General features: G+C 61.0%; 23 protein-coding genes. 8 read left to right on the top strand and 15 right to left on the bottom strand.

From position 1 onward, the window contains the following. Positions 1-4 precede the first annotated feature (4 nt). The gene (locus V8G57_RS04185; protein ID WP_342828298.1) at positions 5-1423 is read right to left on the bottom strand and encodes an MdtA/MuxA family multidrug efflux RND transporter periplasmic adaptor subunit; all 1419 of its coding nucleotides are present in this window, start codon (positions 1421-1423) and stop codon (positions 5-7) included. A 341-nt stretch (positions 1424-1764) separates the two neighbouring features. Then, the gene (locus V8G57_RS04180; RefSeq protein ID WP_092396211.1) at positions 1765-2262 is read right to left on the bottom strand and encodes a Spy/CpxP family protein refolding chaperone; all 498 of its coding nucleotides are present in this window, start codon (positions 2260-2262) and stop codon (positions 1765-1767) included. A 329-nt stretch (positions 2263-2591) separates the two neighbouring features. On the opposite strand from V8G57_RS04180, the gene V8G57_RS04175 reads away from it, so the two are divergent. Together V8G57_RS04175 and V8G57_RS04170 are read left to right on the top strand one after the other, a co-directional pair. Continuing rightward, complete coding sequence (locus V8G57_RS04175; protein WP_175500945.1) at positions 2592-3314, top strand: response regulator; 723 nt, start codon at positions 2592-2594, stop codon at positions 3312-3314. Between the two features lie 39 nt (positions 3315-3353). Continuing rightward, entirely contained in the window at positions 3354-4721 is a 1368-nt protein-coding gene (locus tag V8G57_RS04170; protein WP_092396215.1) for an ATP-binding protein, read from the top strand. 97 nt (positions 4722-4818) lie between these two features. Here the strand turns inward: V8G57_RS04170 and V8G57_RS04165 are convergent, their stop codons facing one another. Both V8G57_RS04165 and V8G57_RS04160 read right to left on the bottom strand, forming a co-directional pair. After that, positions 4819-5379, bottom strand: coding sequence for a glycine zipper family protein (locus tag V8G57_RS04165; RefSeq protein WP_342828297.1), 561 nt, complete (start codon positions 5377-5379; stop codon positions 4819-4821). Positions 5380-5390: 11 nt separating this feature from the next. Continuing rightward, complete coding sequence (locus tag V8G57_RS04160; protein ID WP_092396219.1) at positions 5391-5735, bottom strand: hypothetical protein; 345 nt, start codon at positions 5733-5735, stop codon at positions 5391-5393. 293 nt (positions 5736-6028) lie between these two features. Between V8G57_RS04160 and V8G57_RS04155 the strand changes: the two genes are divergently transcribed. Beyond that, positions 6029-7249 (top strand): CaiB/BaiF CoA transferase family protein, encoded by a 1221-nt coding sequence (locus V8G57_RS04155; RefSeq protein WP_342828296.1) that lies wholly within the window; start codon positions 6029-6031, stop codon positions 7247-7249. Positions 7250-7255: 6 nt separating this feature from the next. On the opposite strand, the gene V8G57_RS04150 is transcribed toward V8G57_RS04155, so the two are convergent. The 6 genes from V8G57_RS04150 to V8G57_RS04125 form a co-directional block, all read right to left on the bottom strand. Continuing rightward, entirely contained in the window at positions 7256-8596 is a 1341-nt protein-coding gene (locus V8G57_RS04150) for an ATP-binding protein (RefSeq protein ID WP_342828295.1), read from the bottom strand. After that, the gene (locus V8G57_RS04145) at positions 8572-9234 is read right to left on the bottom strand and encodes a response regulator (protein ID WP_342828294.1); all 663 of its coding nucleotides are present in this window, start codon (positions 9232-9234) and stop codon (positions 8572-8574) included. Before V8G57_RS04145 ends, V8G57_RS04150 begins: the two co-directional genes overlap by 25 nt. Before the next feature lie 57 nt (positions 9235-9291). Then, on the bottom strand, positions 9292-9888 hold the full coding sequence (locus tag V8G57_RS04140) for a phosphatase PAP2 family protein (protein WP_342828293.1): 597 nt from the start codon (positions 9886-9888) through the stop codon (positions 9292-9294). A 178-nt stretch (positions 9889-10066) separates the two neighbouring features. Beyond that, complete coding sequence (locus V8G57_RS04135; RefSeq protein WP_342828291.1) at positions 10067-11194, bottom strand: porin; 1128 nt, start codon at positions 11192-11194, stop codon at positions 10067-10069. Positions 11195-11392: 198 nt separating this feature from the next. After that, on the bottom strand, positions 11393-12790 hold the full coding sequence (locus V8G57_RS04130) for a sensor histidine kinase (protein WP_342828290.1): 1398 nt from the start codon (positions 12788-12790) through the stop codon (positions 11393-11395). Continuing rightward, positions 12780-13454 (bottom strand): response regulator, encoded by a 675-nt coding sequence (locus V8G57_RS04125; RefSeq protein WP_342828289.1) that lies wholly within the window; start codon positions 13452-13454, stop codon positions 12780-12782. The genes V8G57_RS04130 and V8G57_RS04125 overlap by 11 nt, the downstream gene beginning before the upstream one ends. A 223-nt stretch (positions 13455-13677) precedes the next feature. Between V8G57_RS04125 and V8G57_RS04120 the strand changes: the two genes are divergently transcribed. Next, complete coding sequence (locus tag V8G57_RS04120) at positions 13678-14523, top strand: amidohydrolase family protein (protein WP_342828288.1); 846 nt, start codon at positions 13678-13680, stop codon at positions 14521-14523. A 6-nt stretch (positions 14524-14529) separates the two neighbouring features. On the opposite strand, the gene V8G57_RS04115 is transcribed toward V8G57_RS04120, so the two are convergent. Continuing rightward, entirely contained in the window at positions 14530-15357 is an 828-nt protein-coding gene (locus tag V8G57_RS04115; RefSeq protein ID WP_092396232.1) for a ferritin-like domain-containing protein, read from the bottom strand. Between the two features lie 149 nt (positions 15358-15506). On the opposite strand from V8G57_RS04115, the gene V8G57_RS04110 reads away from it, so the two are divergent. Continuing rightward, entirely contained in the window at positions 15507-15740 is a 234-nt protein-coding gene (locus V8G57_RS04110; RefSeq protein WP_092396234.1) for a hypothetical protein, read from the top strand. A 62-nt stretch (positions 15741-15802) separates the two neighbouring features. Then, positions 15803-18217 (top strand): penicillin acylase family protein, encoded by a 2415-nt coding sequence (locus tag V8G57_RS04105; protein WP_342828287.1) that lies wholly within the window; start codon positions 15803-15805, stop codon positions 18215-18217. Positions 18218-18261: 44 nt separating this feature from the next. Here the strand turns inward: V8G57_RS04105 and V8G57_RS04100 are convergent, their stop codons facing one another. From V8G57_RS04100 to ugpB, 4 genes are all read right to left on the bottom strand, one after another. Beyond that, positions 18262-19341: a sn-glycerol-3-phosphate import ATP-binding protein UgpC gene (locus V8G57_RS04100; protein WP_342828286.1), complete on the bottom strand. Its 1080-nt coding sequence runs from the start codon at positions 19339-19341 to the stop codon at positions 18262-18264. A 1-nt stretch (position 19342) separates the two neighbouring features. Beyond that, on the bottom strand, positions 19343-20194 hold the full coding sequence (gene ugpE, locus V8G57_RS04095) for a sn-glycerol-3-phosphate ABC transporter permease UgpE (RefSeq protein WP_092396238.1): 852 nt from the start codon (positions 20192-20194) through the stop codon (positions 19343-19345). Between the two features lie 21 nt (positions 20195-20215). Continuing rightward, positions 20216-21100 (bottom strand): sn-glycerol-3-phosphate ABC transporter permease UgpA, encoded by an 885-nt coding sequence (gene ugpA, locus V8G57_RS04090; RefSeq protein WP_092396240.1) that lies wholly within the window; start codon positions 21098-21100, stop codon positions 20216-20218. 111 nt (positions 21101-21211) lie between these two features. Next, on the bottom strand, positions 21212-22519 hold the full coding sequence (gene ugpB / locus V8G57_RS04085) for a sn-glycerol-3-phosphate ABC transporter substrate-binding protein UgpB (RefSeq protein WP_092396512.1): 1308 nt from the start codon (positions 22517-22519) through the stop codon (positions 21212-21214). A gap of 433 nt (positions 22520-22952) precedes the next feature. Between ugpB and V8G57_RS04080 the strand changes: the two genes are divergently transcribed. Together V8G57_RS04080 and V8G57_RS04075 are read left to right on the top strand one after the other, a co-directional pair. Continuing rightward, the gene (locus V8G57_RS04080; RefSeq protein WP_342828284.1) at positions 22953-24092 is read left to right on the top strand and encodes an acyl-CoA dehydrogenase family protein; all 1140 of its coding nucleotides are present in this window, start codon (positions 22953-22955) and stop codon (positions 24090-24092) included. 48 nt (positions 24093-24140) lie between these two features. Further along, positions 24141-25061 (top strand): SDR family oxidoreductase, encoded by a 921-nt coding sequence (locus V8G57_RS04075; protein ID WP_342828283.1) that lies wholly within the window; start codon positions 24141-24143, stop codon positions 25059-25061. Positions 25062-25066 lie beyond the last annotated feature (5 nt).

Here is a 25066-nt window from a genome sequence, read left to right as displayed (position 1 = left end):
CCGATTATTGACTGCTGCGGTTATTGGGGACGGCAGGCGCCGGCGCAGAGGCTGCGGGGGCAGACGCATCGCCGCCGGCGTCCGCGCGGTGGCGCCGGCCACCCTTATGGGCACCGGCAGCGGCGGGGTCGGCCCCGGTCGCTGCTGCTGCAGGTCCGCCGCGGGTCACCGGCTCCACTTTGGCGCCTTCCTTCAGTTTGTCTATGCCGTCGATCACCACGGTTTCACCGACTGCGATGCCTTTGTCGATGGCGGTCGATTCGCCTTCCACCGGACCGGCCGTCACGGGGCGGATGGTGACAGTGTGGTCGGCTTTCACGACGTACACGAAATTGCCGCTGGAGCCGCGCTGGATTGCCGCGTTCGGAATCACGGTGGCGTCGCGGCGGGTGTCCAGCAGCAGGCGGACGTTGACGAACTGGCTTGGAAACAGAGCGTAGCCGGCGTTCGGGAATTCCGCCTTGAGCTTGACCGTGCCGGTAGTGCTGTCGACCTGGTTGTCGATGGTGAGCAGCGCGCCGCTATCGAGCTTGTTCTTCTGGTCGCGGTCCCAGACGTCGGTCGCCAGCGTCTTGCCGGCCTGGATCTGTTTCATGACGCTGGGAATATTGTCTTCCGGGATGCTGAATACGCTGGTGATCGGCTGCAGCTGGGTGATGACGGCGATGCCGTTGGTATCACTGCTCTGCACGATATTGCCGAGGTCGACCTGGCGCAGGCCGATGCGGCCGCTGATCGGCGCGGTGACGCGCGAGTAGGTGAGCTGCAGGCGGGCGCTGTCGAGCGCGCCCTGGTCCGACCTGACCGTGCCTTCATATTGCTTGACCAGCGCGGCCTGGGTGTCGACTTGCTGGCTGGCGATCGAATCCTGCGCCAGCAATGTGCGGTAGCGCTGCAAATCGATCTGCGCTGCCTTCAGCAGGGCAGTGTCGCGGATCAGCTGGCCCTCGGCCTGCGTTACCGCCACCTGGTACGGACGCGGATCCAGTTCTGCCAGCAAGTCGCCGGCCTTGACCACCTGGCCTTCCTTGAAATGCAGTTTCATCAACTGGCCGTTGACCCGGCTTTTCACCGTCGCTGTCGCTTCCGGCGTGACGCTGCCGAGGCCGGAAAGATAGATACGGATATCGCCAGTTTTTGCTGCAGCTACGCCTACCGGCAATGGGCCGCTCGGTCCGCCGGGCCCGCCGCGCCGGCCACCTTTACCGCCGCCGTTGGCCGCCGACCCCGCTTGCCCGGGTTTTGCCGCAGCCGCATCGCCAGACTGATGGCTGCGGCCCCAGATCAGGTAAGCCGCCAGCGCCAGCACGACGACCGCGGCCAGCCACCACCAGCCGCGCTGGAATCCGCCCTGGCGTTGGCTGGCAAGGGCAGGCCGGGTTTGGCTGGATTGGTCGGTTTGAGAGGTCGGTGTAGTAGTCATCGCAGGCAGGAGGTCAGTCAGAATGTGGACGGATGCAATGCAACAATTTGCCGGGGGGCTGGCCTGCGGCAGATTGTTGAAAAATAATTACATGAGTTTAGCGAGTAAATTTTACCGCCGTGTGTATTTATTAGAAATTGTTTCAAATTAATGAAAGACGCAGCGAGGCAGTGTAGCCGCTGGCTAGGCGGTCGGCAATTGGGTTGTTTCGGCAGGATCCGCCGGCAAACGGCGAGGCCGCGGAATATGCGCCAGGAGGGAGTCGGGCCGGGCTGGTTCCGGGGCTGCGCCGTTTGCCGGGAGCCGGCTGCGGCCCGGTCGGAAACCGGGCCGTTTTGCAGTTAAGGGGCGGCGTCAGGACCGCCGCGGTGACCACCGCGATGGCCGAAACGATGCTGTTCCATTTGCTTGAAGTGGTCGTCAAACACCTTTTGCTGGACTGGCGTCAGCGCGGCGTAGAACTCCTTGACCGCAGCGGTGCGGTCGGCCAGGCGGCTTTCAGCCCGCTTCAGGAATTCCATCTTGTGCTCCATGCGTTCAGGGGCGGTTTGCTTGGCCCATTCTTCCTTGCTCGGGCGTTGCGGCTTGTCGGTAGGCGGGACCGGCTTGATTTTGCCGATAAAGGTCTGCCATGCGGGTTCCTGGGCCGAGGTGATTTTCAGGTCGTCATGCAGTTTGGCCTGCCGTTTTGCCATCTTTTCAGCGAATTTGGCCTGTTGTTCCGGCGTAGGCGCGTGACGTCCCGGGCCGCCGTCGACCTGGGCCTGGGCGGTCATGCCCATGGCAGCAAAGCTCAGTGCGGTCACGCCAATCAGCAGTTGTTTGCGAAGCTTGAACATCGTGAAATCTCCATGAATTTAAGTGCAATCCGCACAGTTCGCATTGGACCGCGCTGGTGTATCGCCGGTTTTTCATGGAAGTCCAGCTTTGTATCTGCATGTATGGCATCCAGTTTGCTTTGTATCTTAATGTGTCCACACAGGTGGCAGATATGCCAATATACAAATTACTATCGTCTTTCTTGTGCCGAGTTGCCATAATCCTAGAAACTGCAGCCGCCGGCAGCTGCCGCCTACCAGGGATTGACCGCATTGAATACTTCGCCATTCATCATTAAGCACTTCTTTTTTCGATTGGCCGCACTTCCGGTCCTAGGATAATCACGCATATGGAAACTGCTGCTCACATATTGGTGGTCGATGACGACCACGAAATCCGCACCTTGCTGGCCGAGTACCTCGACGCCAACGGCTTCCGCACCTTGATGGCGACCAACGGCAACGACATGCGCAAGGTGTTGTCGGAAGCGCGGGTCGACCTGGTGGTGCTGGATCTCACCTTGCCGGGCGAAGACGGCCTGACGCTGTGCCGCAACCTGCGCGCCGATTCGAACATCCCGGTGATCATGCTGACCGCGCGCGGCGAACCGCTGGACCGCATCCTCGGCCTGGAAATGGGCGCCGACGATTATTTGTCGAAACCGTTCGAGCCGCGCGAGCTGTTTGCCCGCATCCGCAGCGTCTTGCGCCGCACCCAGGCGCTGCCGCCGAACATGGCCTCGCCGGAAGCCCAGCAGATCCAGTTCGGACGCTGGACGCTGGACCTGATCGCGCGCCACCTGGTCAACAGCGAGGGGCTGGTGGTGGCCCTGTCTGGCGCCGAGTACCGTATCCTCAAGGTGTTCCTGGACCATCCGAACCGGGTCTTGAACCGCGACCAGCTGCTGGAGCTGACCCAGGGGCGCGAATCCGATCCCTTCGACCGTTCGGTCGATATCCAGATCAGCCGCCTGCGCCAGAAACTGGGCGACGACGCGCGTACCCCGGTGATCATCAAGACCGTGCGCAACGAAGGTTATGTATTGGCCACCGCGGTGACGGTTGAGTCGTGACGCAGCGCCGGTTGTGCGCTCGGATAAAGTAGAAGAGGAATGCCGTTCGTGAGAAATTTTTTTGGCTCGGTTGCCAACCGGGTATTCCTGATCCTGCTGACGGGCATACTGGTCGCCGCCGCCGCCACCAGCTGGCTGGCTGAAAACGAGCGGCGCAAGGCTTTCAAGGAATTTTATGAATTCCGCATCGCCGAACGGGTCGAGCAGATCGTTTTTTCGCTCGACAATGTCGGCCCCGACATGCGTTCCGTCGTGCTCCAGACCAGCGAGAATTTCGGCCTGGAAGCCAGCATGGTCAAAGACACCGAGAACGCCGTCGACGACAATCCGTCCCTGACCTCGCTGCTGAAGGCGCGCCTGGGCGCCGATCGCAGCATTGTGGTGGACAAGCAAAGCGACTGCAAGCTCCATATGCGCAGGAATTTCGATTTTCGCCGGCCTGAGGAATGCCAGGTGGTATACGTCAGCCTGAAAGACGGGGCGCTGCTCAAGCTCAAGCTGCGCATGACGCGCGGCCCCGGCGCGCCTCCTCCGGCGCGGCCGCCAGGCATGCCCTACCTGTCGCCTTATTTCGCCTTGTTCCTGACGCTGATCGGCGGCCTGGCTTATTTCGTCGCCAAGATGACGGCGCGGCCGATCAAGCACCTGGCGGTTGCCGCCGGTGAACTGGGGCGCGATATCGACCGGCCGCCGCTGGACGAAACCGGTCCGACCGAAGTACGGCAGGCAGCCACCGCTTTCAACGCCATGCAAGCGCGCATCAAGCGGCAGATCCAGCACCGCACCCACATGCTGGCGGCGATCACCCACGATTTGCAGACGCCCCTGACCAGGTTGCGCCTGCGCCTGGAAAAGGTGGGCGAGGCCGATTTGCGCCGCAAGCTGCTGGAAGACCTGGCGGTCATGCAAAGCATGGTGCGCGAGGGCCTGGACCTGGCGCGCAGCATGGATTCGGCTGAAGCGATGCAAAAGCTCGATATCGATTCCCTGCTCGACAGCGTGTGCGCCGATGCTGTCGACGCCCGGCAGGATGTGACGCTGGAAGGGCGCACGCGCGCTTCGATCATGGCGCAGCCGAACACGCTGCGGCGCTGCCTCACCAACCTGGTCGACAATGCGACCAAATACGGCCGTTATGCGCGCCTGCTGGCGGTGCGTGAAGGGAACGACATCGTGATCAGGATCCGCGACGGCGGCACCGGCATTCCTGCCGAGTTGCTGGAAACGGTGTTCGACCCGTTTTTCCGCCTGGAGACCTCCCGTTCGCGCGATACCGGCGGCACCGGGCTGGGACTGACCATCGCACGCAATATCGCCGAGAACCACCGGGCGACGCTGCAGCTGCGCAACCATCCGGAAGGCGGCCTGGAAGCGACCTTGAGGTTGCCGGCCTTGAACGGCATCTGAAAATAGCCGAGCGGCGGCCCAACAGAAAATCTTCCCCTGAATGCAAAAAGACATGCCTGAAGCATGTCTTTTTTTTTGTGGTTGCGATCAGCCGGGATCAGTAAGGAACATAGTCTGGCGGCGGACCGTAGTTGCCGCGTTGCGGCGGGTAATAGTCAGGCGGCGCCGAGTACTGCGGAGCCGGAGCATACTGCTGGCGACGGCTGTTTGCATAGCCGCCGGCGACCGGCACCTGGTTGCCCTTGGCGTACATGCATTGGGTATAGACATTGTTGTACTCGCGCTGCATGCCGTAGCTGCTGCGCGCCGCCGAGTCGCCGGCGACCGAGCTGCCGGCCAGCAGGCCGACGCCGCCGCCAATCGCCGCACCGGCGCCGGCACGGCCGGTTGCCGCACCGATCAAGGCGCCGGCCGCGGCGCCGATCACGGTGCCTGCCGCTGCCGTTCCTACCGCATTATCGGCGGCTGCTTGCGGCGCGTATGGTCCTATCCGTTCCTGGGCGTAACGCTGGCAGACTCCTTCGTCGTTACGGAACTGTTCATAGCTTTTACCCGCACCCGGCAGCGCCATCACATTCGGGCCTGACGGCGCGGTAACGCAGCCGGTCAGAATGACGGCCAGCGAGGCCGCGATTATCTTGGTCGTTCCACTTATCATCACACACCGCCTTATCTAGGTTGAGCTTCGTCCGGCATTACCTTCATCCAGCCCTTCGGGCAGCGAGGAATCTGGGGGTAGTAGCCAGCCGGACTAGGGCAGTAATAAGCATAGTTCGGGGCTTTTTCTATATAGGTTTGCGGCTCAGGTTCAACGTAGACCGGCGGTGGGGCGTAATACACCGGTGGCGGCGCGTAGTACACCGGCGGCGGGCCCCAATACAGCGGTCCGCCTATGGTTACACCGAAGCGCGGGCCGTAAAAGCCGCCATGTCCGTAATAGCCGTAGGCAAAACTGGCCGAGCTGGTGACCATCAGGCCCGCAGCGGCAAGTACCAATAGAGCAATTTTTTTCATGATATGTCCCACGCATTTATCAGTGATTTAATCATAATCCCGGACAGCCGCAAGCGCAAAAAGGAGTTACTTCTGGTTGCAAATGTTGGCGTCAAGATCAATCATTTTAACTCTTTGATACAAAGCGGCTTATATGGGTGGAATGCAGGAGAGCCAATGCGGAGAATTGTTGCAGGACAGCAGGAGATTTTTACTTGCCCCTGCGCGGCAGTCTGCAAGGCGGGCGGCTTGCGACCTACTCTATAATCAGCCGATCCTCCGCATCGACAGACGACAGAAAACAGGTGAAAGAAATGCAGCCAAGCGCACAACAGCAATCCTCCCTCCAGGGCGTCAAGGTGATCGAACTCGGCACCTTGATCGCCGGCCCTTATGCCGCCAGCCTGCTGGGCCAGTTTGGCGCCGAAGTGATCAAGATCGAAGCGCCGGGCGACGGCGATCCCTTGCGCAAGTGGCGCAAGCTGCACAATGGCACTTCGCTGTGGTGGTATTCGCAAAGCCGCAACAAGAAGTCGGTGACCTTGAACCTGAAGTCGGAGCAGGGCCAGCAGATTGTGCGCGACCTGGTCAAGGACGCCGATATCGTGATCGAGAATTTCCGTCCCGGCACGCTGGAAGGCTGGGGCCTGGGCTGGGAAGATTTGTCGAAGATCAATCCGAAGCTGATCATGGTGCGTGTATCCGGTTACGGCCAGGACGGCCCTTATCATGCGCGGCCCGGGTTTGCGGCGATTGCCGAATCGATGGGCGGTCTGCGCAACCTGGCCGGTTATCCCGACCGGCCGCCGGTGCGGGTCGGCGTCAGCATCGGCGATACGCTGGCGTCGCTGTATGGCGTGATCGGCGCCTTGCTGGCCATGCACCATCTGAAAGCGAACGGCGGTACTGGGCAGTTCATCGACATCGCTCTGTACGAAGCGGTGTTCGGCGTGATGGAAAGCCTGATTCCGGAATATGCCGAGTTCGGTTTCGTGCGCGAGCGTACCGGCGCCAGTTTTCCGGGCATTTCACCGTCCAGCACTTATCCCTGCCTGAGCGATGCCCGCGGCGAACACTATGTGATCATTGCCGGCAACGGCGACAGCATCTTCAAGCGCCTGATGCACGCCATCGGCCGCAGCGACCTGGCGGAAGATCCGCGCCTGGCGCGCAACGACGGCCGGGCGCAGCATAACGACATGCTTGATGCCGCCATCACGGAATGGACCTCGCGGCATGGCCTGGAGCATGTGCTGCAGGTGCTGGAACAGGCGGAAGTACCGAGCAGCAAAGTCTATACCGCGGCCGATATCCACCAGGACCCGCATTTCCGCGCGCGCGACATGATCCAGCGGCATGTGCTGCCGGACGGCCAGCCGATAGATTTGCCGGGCATCGTGCCTAAGCTGTCGGCGACACCGGGCCAGACTAACTGGGTGGGGCCGGAGCTGGGGCAGCATACGGCGGAAGTGCTGGCCACCATTGGCCGGAGCGCCGAGCAGATCGCACAGTTGCGGCAGCAAGGCGTGATCTGAACAGCTTCAGACCGGAATGTGGATAACCACCTTTAGTCCGTAAGGTGCCGTGCCGCGGGCATGCTGCAGCTCGATCCTGCCATGCAGCCTGGCCACGATCGACTTGACGATCGACAGTCCCAGGCCTGAGCCGTCCTGGCCGCTGCCCAGCACCCGGTAAAAGGGGTCGAATACCCGCTCGCGTTCAGCTTCTTCAATCCCCGGACCGCTGTCTTCCACTTCGATCGATACCAGGCCGGGCTGCATGCCGGCGCGCAGCTCTACGCTGCCGCCTTGGGGCGTATAGCGGATGGCGTTGTCGATCAGGTTGCGCACCAGGGCGACGATATCGACTTCCTGCGCCGCCAGCGTGATCTCGGTATCCGCTTCGATGCCGATATCGACCTGCCTGGCTTGCGCCAGCGGCAGGCTATCCTCCATCACGCGCCGCAGCACGGCTTGCAGGGAAACCCGGGCGAGCTGGGGCGCGCCGGTATTTTGCGAACGCGCCAGCGTCAGCAGCTGTTCCAGCAAGGCCTTGCTGCGATTGAGACCTTGCCGCAACGGCAGCAGGCGCGCTGTCGAGGCCGGCGAAAGATCGGTTGCGGCCAGGTTTTCCGCCTGCAGCGACAACGCCGTCAGCGGCGAGCGCAATTCATGGGCAGCGTCGGCCAGGAAGCGCCGCTGGGCATCCATGTTGTCGGCGACCCGCCGCAGCAGGCGATTGATCGAGCCAATCAGCGGCCGGATTTCATCGGCCACCTGCTGCTCGGCGAGCGGACGCATGTCCTGGTCGTCGCGGCGGTCGACTTCCTGCGACAGCAGGGCGATCGGCCGCAGCATGCGACGCACCAGGAAACTGACCAAGGCGATCAGTACCGGGATCAGGACCATGAACGGCATCATGGTGCGCAGGCCGCTGTCGCGCGCGATTTCGTCGCGCACCGCGGTCTGCTGGCCTACCGCCAGGCGCTGGCCGGAAGGCGTCGTCTGTACGAACAGACGCCAATGCACACGGCCCGCCTTGAATGTCTGTATGCCGTCGCGCAGATCGGCGGGCAGTCGCAGCGCATCATCGTCACCTTTGGCTGGCGCGGCCGGCGCCAGGACCTGGACGATGACTTTCGATTCCTCGTCCTTCATTTTTCCAATCGCATGGCGGTCCGGCGTGGCCGGCGGCAGGTCGCGGCTAAGCACCAGCGCCGCTACCTGGCGCAGCTGGTCATCCTGCAGGTCGTTGGCTTCATGGTAAGCAGAATAAAAGGAAAACACGCCGGCCGGCACCGCCATCGCCAGGATCACCAGGGACAGCCACAGCGATAGCCGGAACTGCAACGAACGGCTTAGTCTTGCTTGGAAACCATCCATCCCAGTCCCCTGACATTTTTGATTGACGCCGCGCCCAGTTTTTTACGGATCGAATGAATCAGGAATTCCACCGCATTGCTTTCGACTTCTTCATTCCAGCCATAGATGCGGTCTTCCAGTTCCTGGCGCGACAGGATCGCTCCCGGTCTCAGCAGCAGTGCATGAAGCAGGGAAAATTCGCGCGCTGACAGGCGGGTTGCGACACCGTCAGCGGTTACTTCGCGCGTGCTGGGGTCGAGGAACAGGGAGCCGTTGCTCATCACCGGATTGGCGTTGCCGGCCTTGCGCCTTACCACCGCGCGCATGCGCGCCAGCAGCTCGCCCATCTCGAACGGCTTGACCAGGTAATCGTCGGCGCCGAGGTCGAGGCCGCCGATGCGGTCTTCGACAGCGTCGCGCGCGGTCACGATCAGCAAGGGCAGCGCGCTGCCCTGCTGCCGCAGCTGGCGCAGCACGGCGAAGCCGTCCTGGCGCGGCAGGCCGAGGTCGAGCAGCATCACATCGTAGCTTTGGCCGGACGCGGCGCTCAGGGCAGCCGCGCCGTCATGCACCCAGTCGACTGCATGGCTGGCGTCGCGCAATGCCGTCTGCACTGCGTCGCCGATCATGCGGTCGTCTTCCACCAGCAGTACTCTCATTGCGTGCCTCTCCATGCGCCAGGTTGCCTTTGTCGCTGATTCTACCTTGCACGCCGCCTATTTCAATATCCAGCCGCGCCGGATCAGCGGCGCGAACAGGCGTTGGTGAATGAGGGAAGCGGCTCGGAACAGCGGCCCGATAAACCATTTTGCGCCGCTAAAGCAGAGTCCCGCGCTGAGCGCGGCGACCAGGGCGGCGCCCAGCATGTCCAGCGGGAAGTGGACGCCGAGGTAGATGCGGGCCCACGCCATGGGCAGGCCGAGCAGGCTTAAGGCCAGTCCCAGCGTGCGCAGCTGGCGATGCCGCAGGAAACTGAAAGCCACGGACCACTGCAAAGTCAGGTGGTCGCTGGGGAACGAAGAATCGGCGGCATGTGCAAGGAAATTCGTGCCAAGGCCGATCATGAACGGGCGCGGATGCGGCCACAGCGCGCCGACCAGCATGCTGACGGATAACGCGAGGACGCCGCAGGCGGCGGCTTCCAGCATCAGCTTGCGCGTCTGTTCGCCGCCGCGCAGCCAGCCTGACAGCAGGATGGCCGGGACCAGGAAAATCAGCCATTCGGCGCATAGCATGGCGGCGTTCAGCAAGATCGGCGAGGGATGGGGGCTGGCATTGATCAGCAGAAACAGCGAGTGATTCAGTTCTTCCATGGGGGCCTTTGGCAAAGTGAGGCTAAACGCCGTATCGGACAGGTGGAAGCAGGATAGTTGCGGAGACTTAGCTATTACTGAGGAGAAGCGGGATGGGCGCCGCGGCCGGCCGTGCGCCATGAAAAAAGCCGGCGCTGACGTTAGTCATGGCCGGCCTTGCTTGCTGCGGGATAAAAAATCAGAAGCGGGTACGCATGCCGACTGCGAATTCGGTCTGGTTCTTGAAGCCGTTGGCTGATCCTACGAGATAGCCGCCGTCAAGTTTCATGTAATCCGCGGCGAGATACAGCTCGGTGCGCTTCGACAGGTGGTAGAAGGTCGAGGCGTACAGCGTTTTCTTCTTGCCGCTGCCGGTTGCAGTCGAACCGCTGGCGTCTGCGTAGGCATTCAAGGTGCTGGTGCCGGCCGCATTGTAAGCTGCATTTTCAGCTTTCATTACCTGATAGCCGAGTTCATAGTCGAACGAACCCTGCGGCGTGAACTTGGCCGATACAGTGTACGCGTCGTCCTTGCGCTTGCCCAGCGCCCCTTGCTCTGCCGTGTAGTGGAAGTAACCTGCGTTCAGGCGCACCAGGTCGAAAATGTAGCTGCCGCCGACCGAATAGGACTTGTGCTTTTCGAGACTGCTGTCGATTCCGTTGCCGACGTCGGCCTGGTTGATGAAGCCGGAAACGATAAAGTTAGAGCCGTTGTAGCCGATCGCCGCGGATTTGGTGGTGTTGCGCGCGAACTGGCCGGCGGTCTCGCCGAACTGGTAGCCAAGGCCGGCCACCACGCCGTTACTGAATACTTTCTTCCAGGTAACGCCATTGTCGTAGCGTGTGCCGGTGGCGCTGCCGGAGTAGAAAATCAGTTGCTTGAAGTTGTTGTTGTTGGTGTAGCCGCCTTCTTCCAGGCCGAGCTTGGAGCCGTAGGCGTCGCCATAGACCTGGGAGAAATCACGTGCCAGAGTATTTTGGCGGCCCAGAACGACTTGGCCGAAAGTGTTGTCTTGCAAACCGACCCAGGCATCGCGGTTGAACAGTACGCCCGGCGTGTCCATTTCACCGGTGCCGACCACGAACTCTGCTTCCAGCTTGAAAATGGCCTTGAGGCCGCCGCCGAGATCCTCGGCGCCGCGGAAGCCGATGCGGTTGCCGCTGAACCAGGCGACCGGGATGCCGGTCAGGCGGTCGCCATTCTTGTCGGCATGGTTGACGGTGCTGATGGTGGCGTCGATCAGGCCATAGATCGTGACATTGGTTTGCGCAAATGCGGCGTTGGCGCATGTCCCCAGAACTGCCAGCGCAAGTAGCGTTTTTTTCATCGTTGTCTCCAGATATTTATAGTTGGCTTTACCGACCGCTTGGATCGGTGAGCCAACTATAAAATTCGCAAGCTTACTAACTGCTTTCAGGGCATCAAATGGTTGGCTGTCGGCTGTATGGTTTGCGCCACAGCCGGAGAAAATAAATTCTGTTTTTGAAAGCTGTCAGTAAGTTTTGCTGGAGATTGCGGCCGGTTGTCATGCCGCTTGTCGCGTACCCGGTGGTGGGAAAGTGACGGTAACGACCAGTCCGTTGCCGGCTGCGGGGGTGGACAAGACGATTTCCGCCCGGCTGGCGAGTGCGATCTCTCGTACGATAGCCAGCCCGAGCCCGCTGCCGTCCGAGTGCTCTTCGCGCAAGCGATAAAAACGTTCAAATACGTGCTCTCGTTCTGCCTCGGGAATTCCGGGGCCGTTGTCTATGACGCGCAACAAGACGGCGTGTTCAGCCATGGCGATGGCGACGGTTACCTTGCCGCCGGCCGGGGTATAGCGCAATGCATTGTCGACCAGGTTGGCGACCAGTTCTTCCAGCATCGATGGCGTGGCATGGACCGTCACCGGCGTGCCTGCGAACTCAAAGCCAAGATCGATATTCTTGGTCTGCGCCAGCGTCGCCAGTTCCTCCAGCACGCGCCGCACCACTTCGACCAGGTCGACATCGGTCTGGCGCAAAGGATGGCCGACGCCGGTTTCGGCGTTGGACAGCGTCAGCAGCTGGTTGACCAGCCGGATCCCGTGCTGCACGCCTTTGTTGATCGCGCGCAGCGCGGCATCCTTGGCGTCGGCGTCGTTGCTGCGCAAGCCGTAGTTGACCTGGGTGTTGAGCACGGTCAGCGGCGTGCGCAGCTGGTGCGAAGCGTTGGCGATGAACCGTCCATGCGCCGACATGTGGTCGTCCAGCCGCTGCACATAGTCGTTGATGGCGTGCACCAGCGGCGCCAGTTCGGTCGGCACCGGCGCGGTATCGAGCGCTTCCAGGGCGCCGGGCTTGCGGCGCTGGACCCGGTCGCGCAGGCGCATCATCGGCGCCAGGCCGTGGCGCAACCCGAGCAACAGCAGCAGCACCATCAGCACCAGTATCGCCAGCTGCTGCTGCACGGTGTGTTCCCACATGCGGTCCGACAGCGCATTGTAGGAATGCTGGGTTTGCGCCACTTCGATCAGTACCGGCTCCTGCGCGGGCACGCCGAACACCGGCTGTGAAAAGGCGACGATGCGCACCGGATCGTCGCGGAAGCTGGCGTTGAAATAGACCGATTCTTCGTTGCGCGGGATATGCGGCGGAGCGGGCAGGTCAAGCTGCCCGGCCAGCAGCTTGCCGTTGGCGGCGACCACGCGGTAGTAGACGCGGTCGTGCGAATCCGACTGGAACAGTTCCAGCGCGGCGGGCGGAATGGGCACTTGCAATACGTCGTCTTCGTAATGGATCTGTTCGCCGATGATGCGCGCCGACCCGAGCAGCATGCGGTCGTGCACCACCGTCGCCATCTTGATCGCATTATGGTAGGTGACCCAGATGTTGAAACCGACGAACAGCACCAGCGGCACCAGCAGCCACAGCAGCAATTGGGCGCGCAGGCTGCTAAATTTCATGGTGCTGCTTGAGCAGGTAACCGAGTCCGCGCAAGGTGATGATGGCGGCGTCGCCATGTTCCAGTTTCTTGCGGATGCGGTGGATATAGACTTCGATGGCATCCTGCGACACATCTTCCGCCATTGCGTACAGGCTCTCGGCCAGGGCTTGCTTGCTGACGGTTTTTCCCATTTTCATGATCAGGGTTTCCAGCACGGCATGTTCGCGCCGGGTCAGGGTGAGCGCCACGCCGTCGATCGAGAAGATCAGGCTGTTGCTGTCGTAGCTCAGCGATCCGCACTGCAGGATCGGGTTTCTCTGCTGGTTGGAGCGGCGCAGCAGGGCACGGATGCGGGCTTCCAGTTCGTTGACGTCGAACGGTTTGGCCATGTAGTCGTCGGCGCCCGTATTGAGGCCGACGATACGGCCCTCGACCGAATTGTTGGCGGTCAGGATCAGCACCGGCACGTTGTTGTGGCGCGCACGCAGGCGCTTGAGCACTTCGCTGCCGTCCAGTTTCGGCAGGGACATGTCAAGAATGACCAGTTCATATTGCTGCGTCAGCAGCAAATGGTCGGCGTCGGCGCCGTTATAAACGCAATCGACCGTGTATTTATTGCGGTGCAGGGTCAGCGCCAGCCATTCGGACAGGGGCCTGTTGTCTTCTACCAGCAAAATTCGCATGTTTGTTTCCGTCTCTGGGACGCCATTATTTTATGACTGCATGTGGCGATGTGGCGATGAGGCGGATTATGAAAGGCATGCCCGGACTTGGCTATCGATAAATCGCTGCGCCGGCAAATTTCCAATTGCCTTGCGAAAATTGCACATGATAGTATTGGTCCATCCAATAGACCAATTGTGTGCAAGGCAATTGATCCATGGAAACCAATTCGAGACCGACAATATGCCTGATACGACGCCTGCTCCCCTACGCATCGATGCCCACCAGCATTTCTGGCTGCTGGCGAACCGGACAGGGCAATGGCCGCCGCCGGAACTGGCGGAAATCCACCGCGATTTTCTGCCGCCGCAGCTGGAACCCTTGCTGCGGCAGCACGGTATGACGGGCAGCGTGCTGGTGCAATCGCTGCCCAGCATGAGCGATACCTTGTTCATGCTCGGCCTGGCCGAACGCAGCGAATTCGTAAGGGCCGTGGTGGGCTGGGCCGACTTGAAAGCAGCCAACGCCGAGCCGCAGATACAGCTGCTGGCCAGCCACCCGAAAATGCGCGGGTTGCGGCCCATGCTGCAGGACCTGGCTGACGACTGGATCTGCGATCCGCAACTGGCGCCGGCAATCGCCGCCATGCAGCGCCATCGGCTGAGCCTGGATGCGCTGGTCCTGCCGCGCCACTTGCCGTCGTTGCTGAAGTTCGCCGAGCGCCACCCGGACCTGCCTATCGTCATCGACCACGCCGCCAAGCCGCAGATCGCCAGCGCCGCGATGGAGCCCTGGCGCACGTCGATGGACCGGCTGGCGGCATTGCCGCAGGTGCATTGCAAACTGTCGGGACTGGTGACCGAGGCTGCGCCCGGCTGGCAGGTCGCCCAGCTGCAGCCGTATGCATCTCACGTGCTGGATGCGTTTGGCGCGGAGCGGGTGATCTGGGGCAGCGACTGGCCGGTAGTCAACCTGGCGGCCGATTACGGCAGCTGGCTGGCTGCCACCGATGTCTTGCTGGGCGGCCTGGCGCCGCTCCAGCGGCAGCAGGTCATGGGCTTGAATGCGCAGCGCTTTTACCGCCTGTAGCGCGGCTTAACGCAGGAACACCTTGTTCATGATCTGCGTAACCGGGTAGGCCACCAGCGACTGCACGGCAGGCGGCAGGTCCAGCGGGCGCATGATCATCTTGATCGTCATGTCGGGCGACAGGTGGGCGCGGATGGTGGTGTTCATCTTGCTGTGGATCTGCTGCAGCATGGCCTGGTCGTCGGCATGCCGCGGCGCCCTGGTGCCGAGCACATGGCGCAGGGCGCAAGCGGCGTCCTCGTTTTTCATTTCCAGGGTGCGGCGGCGCAGGGCGCCGAAGATGCGGTGGCGGCGCAGTCCCTCGTGCTGCCGGAAGCGGCGGAAATAGCGGAAGAAATGCTTGTAGTGGTTCACCTCGTCCTTGGCGATGCGCGAGGCCAGGTCCTTCAGCACCGGTTCATCGGTGCTGCGCGACAATGCGCCGTAGAAGGTGGCGGTCCCGGCTTCCACCACGCAGCGCGCCACCATTTCCAGGCCCTTGCTGGGCTCCAGCAGTTCAACCTTGCAATAGGTTGAATATTCGTCGAGAAAATTGCGGTACGCCGTCGGCCAGTCGAATTCAGGCCATATGTGCTCGACATAGGCGCGCAGAGCCTGGCCATGCTGCAATTCTTCGACTTCCCACTGCTCGCGCAGCCAGGTGGAGATTTCCGGCTCGTCGCCGTAGTAATCCACCAGGTTCTGTGTGTACAGGTCGGAGCCGCTTTCGACAAACGACGCGCAGGTGACCAGGTAAAAAAGGTTTTCGTCGGGCCGGACTTTGGGGATGTTGATTTTTGAAAAATCCAGGTCGGCGATTTTCCAGTGCGTATTCTGTTCGCTACCTCTGTGCATAATCAATCTCTCCATGTGGTTGTGACTGATATAGGACTACTTAGGTATGACGCATGCTTTTGCAATAGGTTCAAGGTACACGATTTTGCCGCGATGTGTGCATTTCGGGCTCATGCTAGGATTAAGCCTTATTTTGCAGCGAGGCCAATATGAGCGATCACACCAATGAAAACGTCGAATATCGCGGTTACGTCATCGTGCCGAAACCGGTGCAGGGCCATGATGACCTGTGGCATGACGGCTACCAGATATTGAAGGCGGGGACCAGCGTTTCCAGCCGCACCAACACCGAAAGCGCGCACACCAGCCTGGCTACCGCCTATGACAGCAGCGTCGAATTTGCAAAAATCGAGGTGGATAACCTGGTTGCGCTGACCGAATAAATTCTTCCGCGGCGGCAGTTGCCCGGCAAGCGCCGGTTTGTAAAAAAATACAAAAGAGACAAATGCTCATGCAACGATCTATCTGCGCTGCGGCGGCGCTGCTGGGGTTGTTGGCCGCAACCTCGAGCCAGGCCAGGGACACGCCGCCGACTTTTGTCACCACTTACAAGATTGCAGGATTGAAAAAACCTGCGGAAATCCTGGTGGACCAATGGGGCGTACCGCACATATACGCCGCGAATCAGGACGATGCTTTTTTTGTCCAGGGTTTCAACGCAGCGCGCGACCGCCTGTTCCAGATCGATTTGTGGCGCCGCCGCGGCCTGGGACTGCTGGCGCAGGTGTTCGGTCCGGCCTACGTCCAGCAAGACCGCGCCGCGCGGCTGTTCCTGTACCGCGGCGACATGCAGCGCGAGTGGCAGTCCTACGGCCCGCATGCGCAGCAGGTGGCGAATACCTTCGTGGCCGGCATCAATGCCTATGTCGATCATGTCAACGCCCATCCCGAAAAATTGCCGTTCGAGTTCAGGCAGCTGGGTTATGCGCCGGCCAGGTGGCAGGCGGAAGATGTGGTGCGCATCCGCAGCCACGGCCTTACCCGCAACCTGGACAGCGAAGTGGCGCGCGCCAACGTCGCCTGCAAAGCTGACCTGAAATCCGATGAAATCCGTTTCGGCCTCACGCCAAAATGGGAGACGACGATGCCGGACGGCCTGGATCCGTGCCTGCCGAAGGACTTGCTGAAAGTGTTCAAGCTGGCGACCCAGGGTGTCAAGATCAACAAGGACAGCTTGCAGAAAGGGCAGAGCGACGCCGCGGTGATGGCCGTTGCGGAGAATCCGGAAGAGGTCGCCGAGGGCAGCAACAACTGGGTGGTGGCGCCGGCAAAATCGGCCACCGGCCGCGCCATCATGGCGAACGATCCGCATCGCGCCTATTCGGCGCCGTCCTTGCGTTACATCGCCCATATCAATGCGCCGGGCTTGAACGTGATCGGCGCCGGCGAACCGGCGCTGCCGGGCATTTCGATCGGGCATAACGGCAGCGTCGCCTTCGGCCTGACCATCTTCAATATCGACCAGGAAGATTTGTACGTCTACAAGCTTAACCCTGAGCATTCCGACCAGTATGAATACCGGGGAAAGTGGGAGCCGTTCAACATCATCATGGAACAGATCCAGGTCAAGGATGCTGCGCCCGTGACTGCCGAACTGGTGTTCAGCCGCCATGGCCCGGTGATTTTTTCCGAACCGGGGAAAAATCGCGCCTTTGCCGTCCGGTCCGGCTGGCTGGAGCCGGGCATGTCGCCGTATTTCGGCAGCATTGACTATATGCGCGCCAGGAATTTTGCCGAATTCAAGCACTCCTTGCTGCATTGGGGCGCACCGACCGAGAACCAGGTATATGCCGACACCAAGGGCAATATCGGCTGGGTGCCGGGCGGCCTGGCGCCGATCCGCCCCAACTGGGACGGCTTGCTGCCGGTGCCGGGCGACGGCCGTTATGAATGGGCCGGCTTCTGGTCCGGCGACCAGCTGCCGTCCAGCTACAATCCAAAACAGGGCTGGTTCGCCTCCGCCAACCAGATGAACCTGCCGGATGGCTATCCGTACCGTGAACGCAAGCTCGGTTTTGAATGGACCAACAATTCGCGCTTTACGCGCATCAGCGAAGTACTGTCGGCGCTGAACAAGGTTTCGCTGGAAGATTCCATGCGCCTGCAAAACGACGACCTGTCGATTCCGGCGCGGCGCCTGGCTGCATTGCTGAAACCGCTGTCTTCCAGCGACGCCCGGACCCAGGCGGCGCTGGATGTATTCACCGGCTGGGATTTCGTCGAGCGCGCCGATTCGGCACAGGCCGCCTTGTTTGAAGTCTGGCTCTCGCGCCATCTGGGCAAGGCGTTCAAGGCAGCGGTGCTGAGTCCGGCCGCGGCGGAGGCGATGGGCGCGCCCGACACCGCCGTGCTGCTGGATACCCTGGAGCAGCCGCAAACGCGTTTTGGGCCGGATGCCGTACGCAAGCGCGACCAGCTGCTGTTAAGCAGCTTGGGCGAGGCGTATGCCGAACTGCAGAAGCTGCAAGGCGAGGACGCCAGCCAGTGGCAGTGGGGCAAGCTGCATCACAACCTGATGGAGCATCCGCTGGCGGCCGCGGTGGATGATGCTACCCGGGCAAAATTGAATGTCGGTCCCATGCCGACCCATGGCGGCGCGTATTCGCCCAATCAGTCGACTTATCGCAGCAGCGATTTCCTGCAGACCAACGGCCCTTCGTTCCGGGTGGTGGTCGATGTCGGCAACTGGGATAACTCGCGTGCGGTCAATTCGCCGGGACAGTCGGGCGATCCGGATAGTCCGCACTATCGCGACCTGGCCGACAAGTGGCTCAAGGGCGAGTATTTCCCGCTGCTGTATTCGCGGGCGGCGGTGGAGAAAGCCACTGTGCAGAGGATTCGCCTGCAGCCGGAAAACTGAGCTGCCGGCGGAAAGTAAAAAGGGCGCCGGTCAGCGCCCTTTTTTTACGCTTGCCCGATGCGCTGCGTGGTCTGCGGATCAAACCAGTGCAGGGCCGCGGCGTCAAAACCGGCGGTGATCTGTTGCCCGGTCACGACCGCGGTCGCGGCTGGCACTCGCATCACCAGCAGCTGGTCTCCTATCGAAGCGTGCACCAGCAGGTCGGCGCCCAGCGCTTCCACCAGTTCTGCGCGCAGGTTCAAGCCGGGGCGGCCGAAGATCAGCTGTTCCGGGCGCAGGCCCATGATGCAATCGCGGCCAGCGATGGTGCTGCAGGTAGAGGGCAGCGCGACGGCATCGGCGTTGGCCAGCGTGAAGCTGTTGCCGTCCGCTGCCAGTTTTCCGTGCAGCAGGTTCATCGGCGGCGAACCGATGAAGCTGGCGACAAAAGTGGTGGCCGGCCTGGCGTAGACCTCGGCCGGCGTGCCTATCTGTTCGGCGCGGCCGCCGTTCATGACGATCATGCGCTGGCCCAGGGTCATGGCTTCGACCTGGTCATGCGTTACATACAGGCTGGTGGTGCCCAGCGTGCGGTGCAGCTTCTGGATTTCCAGGCGCATCTGCACGCGCAGCTTGGCGTCCAGGTTGGACAGCGGTTCATCGAACAGGAACACCGCCGGCTCGCGCACGATGGCGCGTCCCATCGCCACGCGCTGGCGCTGGCCGCCGGACAGCTGGCGCGGGGTGCGCTGCAGCAGGGCGCCCAGCTCCAGGATCTTGGCTGCCTTTTGCACCCGGACTTCGATGTCGTCCTTGCCCAGGCCGCGGATCTTCAGGCCGTAAGCCATGTTCTCGTAGACGCTCATGTGCGGGTACAGCGCATAATTCTGGAACACCATGGCGATGTCGCGGTCTTTCGGTTCCAGCTGGTTGACCACGCGGTCGCCGATCACGATGTCGCCCGAGGTGACTTCTTCCAGCCCCGCCACCATGCGCAGCAAGGTCGATTTTCCGCAACCGGAAGGGCCCACCATGACGATGAATTCGCCGTCGGCGATATCGATCGAGATGCCGTGGATGACATCGACCGCCTTGGGCGCCTTGCCATAGGTTTTCTTGACGTTTTCTAGGTGTACTTTTGCCATATCACTTCTCGGAATCAACCAGACCTTTAACAAACCATTTTTGCATCACTACCACCACCAGGCCCGGCGGCAGCATCGCCAGCACCAGGGTAGCCATCACCATGTTCCATTCCACCGCCGAATCGCCGCCGGCGATCAGGGTCTTGATGCCTATCCCGATCGGGTACATGTTTTGGTTGGTGGCGATCATCAGCGGCCACAGGTACTGGTTCCAGCCGTAGATGAACATGATGACGAACAGCGCGATGATATTGGTGCGCGACAGCGGCCAGATCACGTCCTTGAAAAAGCGCAAGGGGCCGGCGCCGTCGATGCGCGCGGCTTCGGCCAGTTCGTCCGGGATGGTCAGGAAGAACTGCCGGAACAGGAAAGTGGCGGTGGCCGATGCGATCAGCGGAATGGTCAGTCCGGCATAGGTGTTGAGCATGTGGAAATCGGAAACCACCTGGTAGGTCGGCGTGATGCGCACCTCCACCGGCAGCATCAGCGTCATGAAAATCATCCAGAAAAACAGCGAGCGCCCGGGGAAACGGAAGTACACCATGGCGAATGCCGACAGCATGGAAATCGAGATCTTGCCGATCGCAATCGCCAGCGCCGACACCAGGCTCACCAGCAGCATGCGCGCCACCGGCGGCGCCGAGACGTTGCCGGACGCGCCCTTGGTCAGCAGGGCGCCGTAATTTTCTACAAGATGGCTGCCGGGCAGCAGCGACAAGGGCGCCGCCGCGGCCTCCTGCGCGGTTTGCGTGCTGGCGACAAAAGCCACATACAGCGGGAAGGCAATGATGATGACACCCAGGATCAGCACCAGGTGGCTGACCATGTCGAGGATGGGGCGGCGCTCAATCACGGGCGGCTTTCATGAGGTTTTTCATGCGTACTGGACTTTCTTTTCAACATACTTGAACTGCGCCACGGTGAGCACGATGACGATGGTCATCAGGATCACCGACTGCGCCGCGGCGCTGCCCAGGTCGCCGCCCTTGAAGCCGTCGATGAAGACCTTGTAGACCAGGATCTCGGTATCCTTGCCGGGGCCACCCTGGGTGGTGGCTTCGATGATCGCGAAGGTGTCGAAGAAGGCGTAGACGATGTTCACCACCAGCAGGAAGAAGGTGGTGGGCGACAGCAGCGGGAAAATGATGGTGGCGAAACGTTTGACCGGGCCGGCGCCGTCGATCGCGGCGGCTTCGACCAGCGATTTCGGTATGGCCTGCAGGCCGGCCAGGAAGAACAGGAAGTTGTAGCTGACCTGTTTCCAGACGGCGGCGATGACGATCAGTATCATCGCGTGGCGGCCGTTGAGCACGTGGTTCCAGTCGATGCCGACGTGATGCAGCCAGTTCGACACGATCCCGAGCGTAGGGCTCAGCATGAACATCCACAACACGCCGACCACCACCGGCGACACCGCATAAGGCCAGATCAGGAAGGTCTTGTAGATGGCCGCGCCTTTTATCACGCGGTCGGCAAACGCGGCCAGCATCAGCGACAGTGACAGGCCGAGCACCGCGACCAGGATCGAAAAGACCGCGGTGGTCTTGAACGAGGCAAGGTAATTGCTGTCAGCGAACAGGGTGCGGAAATTGTCGAACCAGACGAATTCGGAATAGCCGCCGAAGGCGTCCTGCAGCAGCATCGACTGGTACAGGGCTTGCACCGCCGGCCAGACGAAAAACAATAGGGTAACGATGATCTGCGGCGCGACCAGCGCATAGGGCAGCCAGGCAGACTTGAAGCGTGCGCGTTTTTCCAAGATGAGGCTTTCTTACCGGGCATCCGCGTTGACGCGGGATTTCAGGGCATGACAGGAGCAATTCCCGCAGTGCAGGTCAACACTGCGGGGGAAACCAGGTATCCGCTGGTTTTACTTGTTGGTTTTTTCAAAACGTTCCAGCAGCAGGTTACCGCGTTCCACCGCGGTATCCAGCGCCTGTTTCGGCGTGATCTTGCCGGTCCAGACGTTTTCCAGTTCTTCGTCGATGATGGTGCGGATCTGCGGCATGTTGCCGAGGCGGATGCCGCGCGACTTGTCGGTGGTCTTGGTGATCATCTGCTTGACCGGGACATCGGTGCCGGGATTGCGCTCATAGAAACCGGATTTCCTGGTGATTTCGTAAGCCGCCGTGGTGGTCGGCAGGTAGCCGGTTTCCTGGTGCCATTTGGCTTGCACTTCCGGTTTCGACAGGAACTTGAAGAACTTGGCGACGCCTTTATAGTCTTCGGTTTTCTTGCCGCCCATGACCCACAGCGAAGCGCCGCCTATCATGGTGTTTTGCGGTGCGCCGGGCACGTCGTTGTAATACGGCAGGGTAGCGATGCCGAACTTGAACTTGGAATTTTTCGCAATGTCCGCATAGCTGGACGAAGAACCGGTCAGGATGCCGCATTCGCCGGCATAGAATTTCGAAGTCGCTTCATCCTTGCGGCCGGCGTAGGTAAAGTAGCCTTGCTTGGCCCAGTTGGCCAGGTTTTCGATGTGCTTGACGTGCAGCGGGCTGTTGAATTTCAGGCGCGTGTCGAGGCCGTCGAAACCATTGTTCCTGGAGGCGAATTCAACGTTGTGCCAAGTCGAGAACGATTCCAGTTCGACCCACGATTGCCAGGTAGTGGTGTAGGCGCATTTGGCGCCGCTGGCTTTCAGCTTGGCGGCGTCGACCGCGAGTTCCTGCCAGGTCACCGGCGGCTTGTTCGGATCCAGTCCGGCCTTGGCGAACATGTCCTTGTTGTAGAACATCACGGTGGTCGAGCTGTTGAACGGCAGCGACAGCAGGCCGCCGCCTTTTGGTGCGGCGTAATAGCCGCCGATGGCCGGTACATAGGCGGAAGGATCGAACGGTTCGCCGGCCAGCTTCATGACTTCCGACACCGGCTTGATGGCGCCCTTGGAATACATCATGGTGGCGGTGCCGACTTCAAACACCTGCAGGATGTCGGGGGCGTTGCCGGCGCGATAGGCGGCGGTTGCCGCTGCCATGGCTTCGTCGTAGGCGCCCTTGTAAACCGGGGTGACCTTGTATTCCGACTGGCTCTTGTTGAATTCGTCGGCCAGCCCGTTGACGCGGTCGCCGAGAGCGCCGGCCATCGAGTGCCACCACGATATCTCGGTGGCGGCGTGCGCCGCAATGCTCATGGTCGCTAGTGTGCAAGCAATAGCCAGTGCTTTCAATTTCATCAGGGCCTCCGTAAAATTTTTTATGGTAGCGAAATCATATGACGACTGCATGACAGCAGCAGCCTCGCTGTAAAGCCGGATTCTATAGGTGAGTTTGTCAGCCGCGCAATGTTTGTTTTCCTTGTGCGCGATGAAAGCCGGAATGCGGCCCGGTTGACGGGCTTGGTTTGCGGCTCGCAGTTGCCGGATAAGCGCAGCTTCTGGAATCGCATATGGTGTAATAATAATTACCAAAAAGTCAGAGGTCTGTCTCTAGCATTCATATTGCAAACCGGCGTATTCTCAAATACCATCAATCAGGGTTGTTTTTGAATTGTGATCGATGAAAGTGTAAATTAAATTACACGGTAAAAATATCTGGAGACGCCATGCCTCACGTATTTGCCTGCCGTACCGCCGGCTTGATTGCGCTTGCCGTTTGCCGGAGCAACGCATGATCCCGCGCCTGTTGTTCAATTCCGACCATGAAGAGTTTCGCCAGAGCCTGCGGCGCTTCCTGCAGGCTGAAGTCTTGCCGCGCCATGCCGGCTGGGAGGAACAAGGGTTTGTCGACCGCGATATCTGGCAGCGCGCCGGCGAGCTCGGCTTCCTGTGCACCAACATGCCGGAAAACTATGGCGGCTCCGGCGTCGACCGCAAGTTCAGCACCATCGTGCTGGAAGAGCTGGCAAGCAGCAACGCGTCGGGCATAGGCTGGCCGCTGCATTCCGACATCGTCGCGCCTTACCTGCTGCGTTACGGCAGCGAAGAACTGAAGCAAGCCTGGCTGCCGAAGATGGCCGCCGGCACCGCGATCACGGCGATCGCGATGACCGAACCGGGCACCGGTTCGGACCTGCAGGCGATCCAGACCACGGCCATCGAAGATGGCGACGACTACATCGTCAACGGCGCCAAGATATTCATCACCAACGGCTATAACAGCGACATGGTGGTGGTGGCGGTGAAGGTGGGCGACAAGAGCCGCGGAGCGAAGAATGTATCGTTGCTGGTGATAGAAGCCGGGCGTCCCGGTTTCAGCAAAGGCAAGCCGTTGAAGAAGATCGGCATGAAAGCGCAGGATACCTGCGAGCTGTTCTTTGACAACGTACGGGTCCCGAAGAGCAACATCATCGGCCAGGTCGGCGCCGGCTTCACCATGCTGATGCAAGAGCTGGCCTGGGAACGGCTGCTGATTGCGATTACCTCGGTGGCCAATGCGGAAGCGATGCTCGCCGCAACCATCGAATACACGCGCGACAGGCAGGCTTTCGGCCGTACCGTATCGTCATTCCAGAATACGCGCTTCAAGCTGGCGGAGATGAAAACCGAACTGCAGATTGCGCGCGTGTTTGTCGACCGCTGCGTCGAGCTGGAAGTCGAAGGCGAGCTGTGGGTGGATGCCGCCGCTGCCGCCAAGTACTGGTGTTCCGACCTGCAAGGCAAGGTGCTGGACCAATGCCTGCAACTGCATGGCGGTTACGGTTTCATGCAGGAGTACCCGATTGCGCGCGCCTATATCGATGCGCGCGCCCAGCGGATTTACGGCGGCACCAACGAAATCATGAAAGAGATCATTTCTCGGTCAATATGAGTGCGGGTTTTTCTATTTTGAATAAAGACAGAAACTATGGAAAATGAAATGCAAAATGCATTGCGCTACGACGGCCGGGTGGCGATCGTCACCGGCGCCGGCAACGGCCTGGGCCGGGTGCATGCCTTGCTGCTTGGTGCGCGCGGCGCCCATGTGGTGGTAAATGACCTGGGCGGCGATGTCCATGGCGGCGGCAAGTCCAGCGCTGCCGCCGACCAGGTGGTGGCGGAGATCAAAGCTGCCGGCGGCAGCGCGGTCGCCAACTACGATTCGGTGGAAGACGGCAGCCAGATCGTGCAGGCCGCGCTCGATCATTTCGGTGGCGTCGATATCGTGATCAACAATGCCGGCATCTTGCGCGACAGCAGTTTCGCCAAGATGACAGAGGACGACTGGGACCTGATCTACCGGGTGCACGTGCTGGGGGCGTTCCGTGTCACCCATGCGGCTTGGCCGCACATGCGCAACAAGGGTTACGGCCGCATCGTCATGACCACCTCCGCTGCCGGCATCTACGGCAATTTCGGCCAGGCCAACTACAGCATGGCGAAGATGGGCCTGGTCGGCATGGCGAATACGCTGGCGATCGAAGGCGCCGCCAAGAACGTGCTGGTCAATACCATCGCGCCGCTGGCCGGCTCGCGCATCTCGGAAACGGTGATGCCGCCGCAGATGATGGCGGCGCTCAAGCCGGAGTTCGTGGCGCCGCTGGCGGCATACCTGTGCCACGAGAGCTGCAGGGAAAACGGCAGCCTGTTCGAAGTCGGCGCCGGTTTCCACGCCAAGCTGCGCTGGCAGCGCACGCAAGGCCATCATTTCCACGGGCAGGCTTTCGGTCCCGAGCAGGTGGCCCGGCATTGGCAAGAGATCGTCGATTTCGACGACGCGACTTATCCTGCCAGCATAGGCGAATCGTTGACATCCATCGTGCAGGACGTCGGTTCGCCTTTCGGCCAGGGCAAGCCATGAAGCGT

Source organism: Collimonas rhizosphaerae, assembly GCF_038896935.1.
Lineage (GTDB): Bacteria > Pseudomonadota > Gammaproteobacteria > Burkholderiales > Burkholderiaceae_D > Collimonas > Collimonas rhizosphaerae.
The sequence above is the reverse complement of the archived record's forward strand: the minus strand, read 5'-3'. Positions and strand labels throughout refer to the sequence as shown.